14 protein-coding genes are annotated in these 10,897 nt (G+C 62.3%); 6 read left to right on the top strand and 8 right to left on the bottom strand.

Features of this window, described 5'->3' with window-relative positions:
- The 3 genes from ACGVJ8_RS05915 to def form a co-directional block, all read right to left on the bottom strand.
- Window positions 1-194 (bottom strand): DUF3747 domain-containing protein (locus ACGVJ8_RS05915; RefSeq protein ID WP_392346307.1); only part of this gene is annotated, 194 nt, incomplete at its 3' end.
- Window positions 195-244: 50 nt separating this feature from the next.
- Window positions 245-442, bottom strand: a complete 198-nt coding sequence (locus ACGVJ8_RS05910; protein WP_006850702.1) for a hypothetical protein — start codon at window positions 440-442, stop codon at window positions 245-247.
- A gap of 4 nt (window positions 443-446) precedes the next feature.
- Entirely contained in the window at window positions 447-1,052 is a 606-nt protein-coding gene (gene def / locus ACGVJ8_RS05905; RefSeq protein WP_392346305.1) for a peptide deformylase, read from the bottom strand.
- Between the two features lie 49 nt (window positions 1,053-1,101).
- On the opposite strand from def, the gene ACGVJ8_RS05900 reads away from it, so the two are divergent.
- Both ACGVJ8_RS05900 and ACGVJ8_RS05895 read left to right on the top strand, forming a co-directional pair.
- Window positions 1,102-3,009 (top strand): prolyl oligopeptidase family serine peptidase, encoded by a 1,908-nt coding sequence (locus ACGVJ8_RS05900; protein ID WP_392346303.1) that lies wholly within the window; start codon window positions 1,102-1,104, stop codon window positions 3,007-3,009.
- Window positions 3,010-3,172: 163 nt separating this feature from the next.
- Window positions 3,173-3,316 (top strand): hypothetical protein, encoded by a 144-nt coding sequence (locus ACGVJ8_RS05895; protein ID WP_392346301.1) that lies wholly within the window; start codon window positions 3,173-3,175, stop codon window positions 3,314-3,316.
- A 6-nt stretch (window positions 3,317-3,322) separates the two neighbouring features.
- Here ACGVJ8_RS05895 and ACGVJ8_RS05890 read toward each other — a convergent pair whose 3' ends face one another.
- The 5 genes from ACGVJ8_RS05890 to ACGVJ8_RS05870 are packed head-to-tail and all read right to left on the bottom strand — an operon-like array spanning window position 3,323 to window position 8,413.
- Window positions 3,323-4,603 (bottom strand): SufS family cysteine desulfurase, encoded by a 1,281-nt coding sequence (locus tag ACGVJ8_RS05890; protein WP_392346299.1) that lies wholly within the window; start codon window positions 4,601-4,603, stop codon window positions 3,323-3,325.
- A complete protein-coding gene (locus ACGVJ8_RS05885) occupies window positions 4,600-5,778 on the bottom strand; it encodes a SufD family Fe-S cluster assembly protein (RefSeq protein ID WP_392346297.1) in 1,179 nt (392 codons plus the stop codon). Before ACGVJ8_RS05885 ends, ACGVJ8_RS05890 begins: the two co-directional genes overlap by 4 nt.
- A gap of 2 nt (window positions 5,779-5,780) precedes the next feature.
- The gene (gene sufC, locus ACGVJ8_RS05880) at window positions 5,781-6,569 is read right to left on the bottom strand and encodes a Fe-S cluster assembly ATPase SufC (RefSeq protein ID WP_392346295.1); all 789 of its coding nucleotides are present in this window, start codon (window positions 6,567-6,569) and stop codon (window positions 5,781-5,783) included.
- A gap of 42 nt (window positions 6,570-6,611) precedes the next feature.
- On the bottom strand, window positions 6,612-8,051 hold the full coding sequence (gene sufB / locus ACGVJ8_RS05875; RefSeq protein ID WP_392346293.1) for a Fe-S cluster assembly protein SufB: 1,440 nt from the start codon (window positions 8,049-8,051) through the stop codon (window positions 6,612-6,614).
- Between the two features lie 5 nt (window positions 8,052-8,056).
- Window positions 8,057-8,413 (bottom strand): ferredoxin-thioredoxin reductase catalytic domain-containing protein, encoded by a 357-nt coding sequence (locus ACGVJ8_RS05870; RefSeq protein WP_392346291.1) that lies wholly within the window; start codon window positions 8,411-8,413, stop codon window positions 8,057-8,059.
- A 158-nt stretch (window positions 8,414-8,571) separates the two neighbouring features.
- Here ACGVJ8_RS05870 and ACGVJ8_RS05865 point away from each other — a divergent pair, with 158 nt between their 5' ends.
- From ACGVJ8_RS05865 to ACGVJ8_RS05850, 4 genes are all read left to right on the top strand, one after another.
- Window positions 8,572-9,216 (top strand): helix-turn-helix transcriptional regulator, encoded by a 645-nt coding sequence (locus tag ACGVJ8_RS05865; RefSeq protein ID WP_392346289.1) that lies wholly within the window; start codon window positions 8,572-8,574, stop codon window positions 9,214-9,216.
- Window positions 9,216-9,554, top strand: a complete 339-nt coding sequence (locus ACGVJ8_RS05860; protein WP_392346287.1) for a hypothetical protein — start codon at window positions 9,216-9,218, stop codon at window positions 9,552-9,554. Before ACGVJ8_RS05865 ends, ACGVJ8_RS05860 begins: the two co-directional genes overlap by 1 nt.
- 62 nt (window positions 9,555-9,616) lie before the next feature.
- A complete protein-coding gene (locus ACGVJ8_RS05855) occupies window positions 9,617-10,210 on the top strand; it encodes a phycobiliprotein lyase (RefSeq protein WP_392346285.1) in 594 nt (197 codons plus the stop codon).
- A 108-nt stretch (window positions 10,211-10,318) separates the two neighbouring features.
- Window positions 10,319-10,897 (top strand): phycobilisome rod-core linker polypeptide (locus ACGVJ8_RS05850; RefSeq protein WP_392346283.1); only part of this gene is annotated, 579 nt, incomplete at its 3' end.

The following is a 10,897-nucleotide window of genomic DNA, read 5'->3' as shown; positions in this document are numbered from 1 at the left end:
GTGGTGCGCTGCTCGTAGATGTTCAACTGCGAACGCTCGCCCTGACCGATCGGGGCCGACACCAACACGAAATTGCTCAACTCCACGGGCACCGCCGTGAACAGCGAACCCTGGGCCAGGGCTACCGGTGCAGAGGTCGCTGCGAGAGCGAGGCCGGCAGCAGACACGGTTCGAAAGCGTGCTATCACGTCTATGGAGGAACTGAGCGGATCGTAAAAGTGGTGCCTGAATCGGTCGCCCCCGATCAGGCCGGTTTGTTCAGTCGAATGGCGAACAGAAGGGTCCCCACGGTTCCAGGGGCCGCCAGGGCCAGGATCCAGCTGGTGGTTTTGACCCCGAGATCAGGATCACCGTAGGCCAGTTCAAACACACAACCTGTGCTGGCGATACCCAGAACACAGGCAAGGGCCAGGAATACGCCGGCCAGGGGTTTCATCGGCATAACTTCAGGCGACGCTCCGCACATCTTGGCGCTCGAAGCCCTTCTCCTTGAGATCCTTCTGCAGACCGTCTTCATCAGTGACGCGATCGACAAACAACACGCCATTGAGATGGTCCATCTCGTGCTGAATGCAACGGGCCATCAGGCCATCGGTCTTCATCTTCCGGGGCCGACCCATCTCATCGCGGAAGCTCAGTTCAATCGCGGTGGGGCGCACCACATCGAAATACACCCCAGGGATGCTGAGACAGCCCTCTTCATAGGTGTCGAGCCCGGCGCTGGCCGCCGTGATTTCCGGATTGATCAGCACCAGGGGCGGCGTGGCTGCATTTTCAAGGTCGAGATCAATCACCAAGAGCTGCTGGTGAATCCCCACCTGAGGAGCCGCCAGGCCGATGCCCTTGGCGGTGTACATGCTGCGCAGCATGTCGCGGGCCAGCTCCCGCACCTGCTCATTCACCTTGCCGATGCGGCGCGCGGATTGCCGCAACACCTCATCGCCCAGGGTGTGAATCTCCAGCGGCGGGGTTTCAAGGGCCGTCTTGGGCACCAGCATCGTGTCCCACGACTTATCGGCCTGACGGGCCAACTCTGCAAAGCTTCCTGCCAAAACCAACGCCGCGTTGATTCAGCATGGTAAGCGGCCTGAATCAGCCGTTATGGGAGCCGTTCCGTTATCTGCGCAACATGCCGTCGGCCGTTTGCCGGGACTCAAGGAACCGGCCCTGGTCAGTGGCCCCGATGCAACGCTGTGGCTGATCTGGCTGGAACAGCGCCCCCAGGAGCGCGGCCGCACCACTGCCCTGATCCGGCGTTTCGGCGATTCCGAAGCAGAACCTCAGGAGCTGACGCCGGCTCCCAGCAATCTGCGCAGTCGCGTGCATGACTACGGCGGCGGCGTGCTCGCCACCGCTATTGAGCAGGACAGGCTGATCCTGGCCTGGATCCAGCGCGGCTGCCTCTGGCGTCAGGGCTGGCGCTTGCCGCAGACCAGCACCAATCAACCCACCCCCCTGGCAGCAGCCCAACGGCTCAGCCGAGAAGGCGACTGGGAGCTGGCGGATGGCATTCTCGATTTGCCCAGGCAGCGCTGGATCGGAATCCGTGAAATCGAGGGCCATGACGAGCTAGTGAGCCTGGCGCTGAACGCAACGGATCAGACGCCGCTGCTGCTGCACCAGCCGACGGACTTTGCCGGCTATGGCTGCTTGAGCCCCGATGGCCAGCGCTTCGCCTGGGTGGAGTGGCAGCAACCCGCCATGCCCTGGGACAGCAGCAGTCTCTGGTGCGCGGAGTTCAGCGACACGGGCGGGCTGGTCGAGCCCCGTCAGCTGGCCGGAGGCGACGGCATCTCGGTGTTTCAACCCCAATGGCTGCCCGACGGGCAGTTGCTTGTGGCGGAGGACAGCACGGGTTGGTGGAACCTGATGCTCCAGCCCAGCGCCGACGCCGCCTGGGAGAGGCCCTGGCCGATGGCTGCCGAAACGGCCATGCCCCAGTGGATCTATGGGATGAGCACCACGGCCTGGGATGGCGAACAGCTGGTCGCCGCCATCTGCAACCGCGGGGCCTGGTCGTTGCAACGCCTCAGCCTAGACGGAGCGGTGCAATCGTTGCTGCAACCGTTTGATGACCTTGCGGGATTGAGCGCCTGCAACGGCCGCGCCGTGGCCGTTGCCAGCAACAGCACCAGCGTGGCCGGTCTGCTGGAACTCGATTTGCGACCGGTCACCCCGATCTGGAGCCACAGCCCGGCCATCGCTTCACCCTTGGCGGTTGAGGCGATCAGCGTGGCCGAACCACTGTGGTTCAACGGCCACCAAGGCGAACGCACCCATGCCTGGTACTACCCCCCCAGCGGCAAGCCACCAGGGCCTGCGCCACTGCTGGTGAAAAGCCACAGCGGACCAACGGCCATGGCTCGCCGCGGCCTCAGCCTGGCGATTCAGTACTGGACCTCCCGGGGCTGGGGCGTGGTGGATGTGAATTACGGCGGCTCAACGGGGTTCGGCCGGGACTACCGGGAGCGCCTCAACGGGGGCTGGGGCGTGGTGGATGTGGCCGACTGCGCAGCCGCAGCGCAGGCCCTGATCGAGGCCGGTCGCGCCGATCCCGGCCAGATCGCCATCGAAGGCGGTAGCGCCGGCGGCTTTACCACCCTGGCGGCCCTGTGCTTCACCGAGGTATTCCGGGCCGGCGCCTGCCGCTATGCGGTCTGTGATCTCACAGCTATGGTCGAAGACACGCACAGGTTTGAAGCGCGCTACGTCGATGGCCTGGTGGGGAAATGGCCCGCAGCACGTTCTTTATATGAGCAGCGGTCGCCGCTGCTGCATGCCGATCAAATCCGCTGTCCAGTGCTGTTCTTCCAGGGTTTACAAGACAAAGTGGTACCTCCCGAACAAACCGAACGCATGGCCGAGGCTCTGCGCAGCAACGGCATTCCGGTGGAAGTGCGGCTGTTCGAGGAGGAAGGCCACGGCTTCCGTAACCAAGCCACCCAGATCGAGGTGCTCGAGCAAACCGAAGCCTTTTTCAGGCGGGAATTGGACCTATCCGGACGGTGACAAAACACACAACCCCGTTCAGCAGATGTGATGAGTTGAGCGAGCAACCAGCAGGAACAATCAACCTGTGTCCCATGGAACCTATGAAAAAGCAGTAAGCCTGAAAAGCTGACAGCTGTTTCGACGGTACTGATGCGGATCCTGCGTTATCGCGGCGACAGCTATGCCAGCCCTGAACCGAATTAACGCGGCTCCCCGCCCCGGCGCACGCTCTTACCGCTGGGTGAAGTACGCCATCGAGACCAACAAAGTTGTGCCCCTGCGGCCACGCGAAGCTGCAGCAAGCAACGATCAGCTGGCAGCCTGAGCCGGCTCAGCTATGCTCGCGCAGGAAGGCTATCGTGGAGGCGAGCTCTTCGCTGAAGCGGTCGATCTCTTCAAAGGTGCTGGTGAAGCTCAGGCTGGCCCGCGCTGAAGCCATCGCGTCATAGATGCGGTGCAGGGGCTGACAGCAGTGGTGACCACTGCGAATACAGATCCCTGAGGCATCAATCAGAGCGGCGATGTCGTTGGCATGCACGCCATCCACCAGGAATGTGGCCAAGGCACCACGCTCGGGCTGTTGTTCAGGCGTGGGGCCTAAGACCCTCACACCATCAATGGCCTGCAGCCGAGCGAACAGATGCTGGGTGAGCTGCGCCTCCCAGGCCTGAATCGCATCCAGACCCACCATCTGCAGATAGCGAATCGCGGCCCCCATGCCCACCGCCTCACCAATGGCAGGGGTGCCCGCTTCGAACTTGTGGGGCAACATCGCCCAGGTGCTGTGATCCAGGAAAACGTCCTGAATCATCTCCCCGCCGCCCAGGAAGGGAGGCATCGCCTCCAGCAGCGACTCCCGCGCCCAGAGGAAACCCATGCCGGTTGGGCCACAGAGCTTGTGAGAGGAGCCGACAAGAAAGTCGGCATCCAGGGCCACCACATTAATCGGCTTGTGGGCCAGGCTCTGGCAGGCATCCACGAGCACGCAGGCGCCAACGGCATGGGCTGCGGGGATGACCTGATCAAGGGGATTGCAGCAGCCCAGGGAATTACTGATATGCACCAGGCTCACCAGTCGGGTGCGCTCGTTGAGCTGAGCCCGGAAATCCTCAAGATCCAGCTCACCGGATTCGATAATGCCCACATGGCGCAGCACGCAGCCGGTGCGCTGAGCCAACAGCTGCCAGGGCACCAAGTTGCTGTGGTGCTCCATCACCGTGAGGAGAATTTCATCCCCTTGCTTGAGGTTGGCGTCACCCCAGGTGCGCGCCACCAGATTGATGGCTTCGCTGGCATTGCGGGTGAAGACAATCTCCCGGGAACTGGCGGCGCCCACGAAGGCCGCCGTCGTGCTGCGGGCCGCCTCAAAGGCATCGGTAGCGCGGGCACTGAGCTGGTGAGCTCCGCGATGCACGTTCGCGTTGTCGCAGCTGTAGTACTGCTGCAGCGCCTCGAGCACCTGACGGGGCTTCTGGCTGGTGGCAGCGTGATCGAGATAAATCAGCGGCCGACCGTCGGGGGCACGCTGCTCAAGAATCGGAAAATCGGCACGATATCGAGACGATAACCCTACAAAATCAGCACCGGACCGTGCCTCGGCGGCGATCGTCATGGGGCGAAGCTCTCCATCACGCGCTCCAGGGGGCGCCAAACCTTCGCAGCAGCAGGGAGCTCGGCGATCACCTCTTGGCAGGCCCCGCACAGCAGCAGAGCCGTTGCATCCGCCGCAGCGATGCCCCGGCTCTGGAGATAGAACAGCTCATCGTCCTGAAGCTGCGACACAGTAGCGCCGTGGGCGCAACGCACATCGTCCGCCACGATCTCCAGCTCGGGCTTGGTGTCCACCCGGGCCCGGTCAGACAGCAGTAGGTTGCGGCTCAACTGCGCGGCGTTGGTGCGCTGAGCATCGCGGGGAACACTGATGGCGCCGTTAAAAATCGCGTGGGATTGGCCGCCGGCCAGGCATTTCTGCAACTGATCCAGCTCCCCCTCCGGCCCGTCGAAGCGCACCGCGGTGTGGGTGGCCAGCTGCTGCTCGGCGCCGGTGACCGCCAGACTTTTGAGCACGGTCTGTGCCTGGCCATCCACCTGCACCACCCGGGGCTCCACCCGTCCCAGGTTCCAGCCCTGAACCACCGAAGTGAGGGTATAGGAACTGCGGGGCTCCTGCTCGACAGCCAAATGGGCCATCAGCGATGACGCGCCATCCGCCGTCGCCAGCACGCCATGGCGCAGTTGGGCCTCCTGCCCCAGATGAGCTTCCAGCACATGGCTATGGGCCGACGCCCCCTCAGCCAGCAGCACCTGCACCAACTCAAGCTCAGCTTTTTCCTCCAACAGCAGCATCACCCGCGTGGCGTTCAAGCCGGCACCCGCCGCCAAGACCAGCTCCAACGTGCCGACCCGTCCCCGCACCCTGAGGGCCAGGATGTGGTGGGCTTTGGCGTGGTTGAACTCCACGGGCCAGACCTGGGCACAACCACAGCGGTCCAGGGTGTGGCCGAGGGCCTGCTCCAGCTCTTCAGCATTCAGCGCCGTGATTCCCTCCGGAAGAACCTGGCCGGACAAGGGATCATCAAAAGCATTGAGCACCAGACGGGTTACCCCGTCCAGGCTGGCCGGCAGGGGCGTGGACAGTGGCGAGGCACTAGCCGGCAATTCCGATACAGCCGCAAGCCGTTTGAGGTCGGTGAGACGCCAGGACTCCTGGCGGCGGTTGGGCAGACCAAGCTGTTCAAGAGCGGCTCGACCGCGCTCCTGCACTGGCGCCAGCACACTGCTCGCCATGGTCAAGCTGCTCCTTGAGCGGCCAGCTCCTGATCCACCCAGTCGTATCCGGTCTTCTCCAGCTCAAGGGCCAGCTCCCGTCCTCCGGTGCGCAGGATCTGGCCTGCCGCCATCACATGCACATAGTCCGGGGTGATCTCATCGAGAAGACGTTGATAGTGGGTGATCAGCAGCGTGGCGTTGTCTTCCGTCGCCAGCTGGTTCACACCACCGGCCACGATGCGTAGGGCATCGATATCGAGGCCGGAATCGGTTTCATCCAAGATCGCCACCACGGGCTCCAGCAACGCCATCTGGAGAATCTCGTTGCGCTTTTTCTCTCCCCCGGAGAAGCCTTCATTCACGCTGCGCTCAAGGAAGGCAGGGTCCATCTGCACCACCTTGAGCTTGTCGTGAACGTGGTCCTCGAAAGCAAAGGTGTCGAGCTCCTCCTCCCCCTGCTTTTCCCGCCGGGCATTGGTGGACACCCGCAGGAATTCCAGGTTGCTGACACCAGGGATTTCAACGGGGTACTGAAATCCGAGGAACACCCCCAGACGAGCCCGTTCTTCAGGCTCCAACTCGAACAGATCCTGGCCGCGATAATGAACGGTGCCGCCCGTGACCCGATAGGCCGGATGCCCGGCTAACACCTTGGAGAGCGTGCTCTTGCCACTGCCGTTGCGACCCATCACGGCATGGACTTCACCCGCCCGCACCTGCAGATTCACCCCCTTGAGGATGGGCTTGTCCTCGACGGAGGCATGCAGGTCTTGGATGTCGAGCAGCAGCTCAGCAGCAGGGCGAATCACGGAAGGCGTCGTTAAAAAACAGAGACAAGGTGGGGGAGGGGATCAGCCCACGGACCCCTCAAGTTTGAGGGCCAGCAATTTGTCGGCCTCAGCGGCAAACTCCATCGGCAGCTGGTTGAAGACGTCGCGGCAGAAGCCGCTGACCATCATCGAGACGGCCTCTTCAAACCCGATGCCACGGCTCTGCAGATAAAAGAGCTGGTCTTCGGAGATGCGACAGGTGCTGGCCTCGTGCTCGATGGCCGCCTGCGGCTGCTGCGAACGGATGTAGGGATAGGTATTCGCAGCGGCTTGATCGCCGATCAGCATCGAATCGCACTGGCTGTAGTTGCGGGCGCCTTTGGCATTGGGCCCCATCTGCACGAGACCGCGGTAACTGTTGCTGGAGCGCCTTGCACTGATGCCCTTGCTCACAATCGTGGAGCGGGTGCGCGGTCCGACATGGACCATCTTGGTGCCGGTATCGGCCTGCTGGCAGTTGTTGGTGAGGGCCACGGAATAGAACTCACCCACCGAATCAGCACCCTGTAGCACGCAACTGGGGTACTTCCAGGTGATGGCTGAACCAGTCTCCACCTGGGTCCAGCTGATGCGGCTGCGATCACCGCGGCATTGGCCGCGTTTGGTGACGAAGTTGTAGATGCCGCCCACGCCGTTTTCATCACCGGCGTACCAGTTCTGAACCGTGGAATATTTGATTGAGGCGTCGTCGAGGGCCACCAGTTCCACCACCGCCGCATGCAGCTGGTTGGTGTCGAACATCGGTGCCGTGCAGCCCTCGAGATAACTCACCGAGGCACCTTCTTCGGCCACGATCAAGGTGCGCTCGAACTGTCCGGTGTCACCGGAATTGATCCGGAAGTACGTGGAGAGCTCCATCGGGCATTCGACGCCCTTCGGAATAAAGACGAAGGATCCGTCGCTGAACACGGCTGAGTTCAGGGCGGCAAAATAGTTGTCGTTGCTGGAGACAACCATGCCGAGGTAGCGCTCGATCAGCTCGGGATGCTCTTTGACCGCCTCACTGAAGGAGCAGAACACTACCCCGTGTTCCGCCAACTTCTCCTTGTAGGTGGTGGCAATCGAAACGCTGTCAAAAACAGCGTCCACCGCCACGTTGCTGAGACGCTTCTGCTCGCTCAGCGGGATGCCGAGCTTGTCGAAGGTTTCCAGCAGCTTCAGATCCACCTCATCGAGGCTGGCCTTCTTCTCCTGCTGCTTGGGAGCCGCGTAATAGATGATGTCTTGATAATCGATCTCGGGATAACCAAGGGCAGCCCAGTCGGGCTCCTCGAGGGTGAGCCAGTGGCGAAACGCCTTGAGCCGGAACTGCAGCAGAAAGTCCGGCTCCTCTTTCTTGGCCGAGATCAGGCGAACGACCTCTTCACTGAGACCCTTGGCGATTTTGTCGGTCTCGATCTCGGTGACGAAGCCATACTTGTACGGTTGGCTGACGAGATCCCGTGTGGAGGTACTGGTCATTCAGCTCAGTCGGCGGTGGCGTTGATCGTTTCGATGGTGATGGTCTGCGTCTTCTCAGGGCAAGCGAAGGGGTTGTCCTCGGTGAGGAAGAGCATGCAGTGGCATTCCTTGCGCTCGCGCATCGGAACACAGGGACAGTTCCAGAAAGCTTGAGAGACCTCGGCCTCTTTGTCTTCGTAATGGCGGCAAGGGCACAGCGCTCCCCCCAGATCGTCTTTGTGACGCGCCAGACCCTTCAGAACAACAGCGGTGACGCTGGGGTCCGCACAAAAATAAGTGCCGGTGCGCTGCGCGTAGGTTTCAGCGAACTTGCGGATGACCTCCAGGCTTTCTGCTGTCGGCTCTTGAGGGGCATCGGACATGGAAGTGGAGGGAGCGGCGAATTACGAAACCCCGCGCTTTCCTTACTGGAAGCCTAGGCCAACGGGCCTCCGGTCAGCGGGCTCCCCATTGTGACCCTCAACACGGCCGACATGCCGAGGCAATTCGGTGGCATCGTGTGAGGAGGTTTCACCTCGTCATGAGCGCCTCGGCCCCCGCCAGCACCCGCGACGCCGTGATCTCCCTGCTACTGGAGCGCGGGGAGGAGGACGCTGGCACCCTTGCCGATGCCGTGGGCATTTCCGTTCAGGCCATGCGGCGGCACCTGCGCTCCCTCGCCGACAGCGGCTTGGTCTGCGCCAGCAGCAATGCCAGCGGCCCGGGTCGTCCCAGCAATCGCTGGTGCCTCACCGACGAAGGACGGGCCCAGTTCCCCGATGGCAGCGGGCGCTTCGCCCTTGGCCTACTGGATTCGATGCGCAGCCATCTCCCCGAAGCGACCGTACGCCAGCTGCTGAATCAGCAGGCGGAGTCGAAGGCCAGCCAGTACCGGCAAAGCCTCGGCGAAGCCTCCCTGGAAGCTCGACTCGAACACCTGGCACGGCTGCGGCGCGATGAGGGCTATGTGACCGTCTGCAGCCGGGACGACGACGGCATCAGCTGGCGGCTCGAAGAGGCCCACTGTTCTGTGCAGCGCATTGCTGAAGAATTTCCCGCGGTCTGCGACCAGGAATTGCTGCTGATCCGGCGCACCGTGCCGGACTGCCGGGTAGAACGGGTGCATTGGCGGCTCGAAGGCGGCCACGCCTGCGGCTTCCGCATCACCCCGTTGGCGCAGGGCTGATGGCCATCGACCGAGCCACGATTGAACGCATCGACTCGACCCTGCTGCCCCCGCTGGATCGCCATCACGTGCGGGTGCTGAGTCACTGTCTGGACAGTTTTCAATGCATGACTGCTCCAGGGAACACTGGGGCGGTCCCCGACGAAAACCAACGGCGCCGCTGGTGCCAGCAGCAACCCGTGGTCGCTGACGATCCGGCATTCTTCAGCACCCTGCTGCTGCAGCTCAATGCAGCCGCGGAGCAGCTGGATCAACTGGCGCTTGAACTGGGCAAGCCTCCATTGGCGCTGACCCTCGACGATCTAATTAACGCCGCCGAAGCCCGCTGCCGTGGCTGACATGGCTGTCGTAGCTGTCGTGGTCGGGCTGCCATCATCAACCCACTTCCTCAACGCCGGCGATGCTTGAGATCTCGGACGCCCTCAGCTTCTTTCGTCTGAGCTGTGGCCGCTGGACCTCACAGCGCAGCCAGCACCACCTACTGCATCGCCGCGCCGAAGCCGGCGCCTCCTTCATCGCTGTGGAGGAACTGCTTAAGGGCGACGAACGCCTTGCGGAGATCGCCGAACGCAACAACGCCAGCGTTGAGCAGATCGTGGGCGGTTGCTGGGTGCGCTGGAGCGGATCGATGGCCTGGGATCGGGTCGGTGAATCCCATGAAGACCAGACCATGTTCGGACTGATCCCAGAAGACGAAACAGGGCGCCGGGGGCTGCTGCTGCGGGATCGCGGTTACGCCGAAAAAGCGCCGGTGGCGGGCCAGTTCCGTATGGACGACGAAAACGGCCTGATCCTCACGACGGACTACGAAATGATGAGTTCCCTGGAGCGCTTCTGGTTCGCCAGCGAGAACGTGCGGCTGCGCACCAGCACGGTGCAGGGGCTCTCCAACAACGCCTCCTTCTGCATCGAGACCCGGCAGCTGGACGATGTTGGCCAGACCAGCCCAGCGATGGCTTCGAACGGAACCGCCCTCGCCCCCTTCGGCTGGTAAGCAGAAGTACTTAGAGAAAGTATTACGGCATGTAATCGCTGCAACAGCAGCTGAGGGGGGCAAGACCCAGCACTTCTACGATCTCCTGCAGTGGATGCTGTAGCTCGCGTGGTCATTCCTCTTCTGGAGTACGCACCGATCACCCAGAACTCCTTGAGAACTGGTGTTCCGAACCTCCGTGTCGGCTCCGACGAGGAATCACGGGCTTACTCCCTAGAGATTGCAGACGATCGGGACAACCTCGACACCGTTGTGGAAGCCGCCTACCGGCAAATCTTCTTCCACGCCTTCAAAACAGATCAGGACGTAAACCTTGAGTCTCAGCTGAAGGATGGCCAAATCACCGTTCGCGACTTCATTCGCGGATTGGTGCTCTCTGACACCTTCAAGCGCACCTTCTACGGCTTCAACAGCAACTACCAGGTTGTCCGTCACCTCTGCGAACGGATCCTCGGCCGCAAAGTGAATGGCAAGGGCGAAGAGCTCTCCTGGTCGATCGTGATTGCGACCAAAGGCCTGGAAGGCCTTGTCGATGTGTTGCTCGACAGCGCCGAGTACCTCGACGCCTTCGGCTACGACACGGTTCCGTACCAACGCAACCGTGTGCTTCCCGGCCGCGAACTGGGCGATACACCGTTCAACATCACGACTCCTCGCTACGACGAGTACTACCGGGGCATCCTGGGC

It is taken from the genome of Parasynechococcus sp., assembly GCF_042954245.1.
In the GTDB taxonomy this organism is placed as follows: Bacteria; Cyanobacteriota; Cyanobacteriia; order PCC-6307; family Cyanobiaceae; genus Parasynechococcus.
Note: the sequence above shows the minus strand (reverse complement) of the source record. Positions and strands in the feature narration are given on the sequence as shown.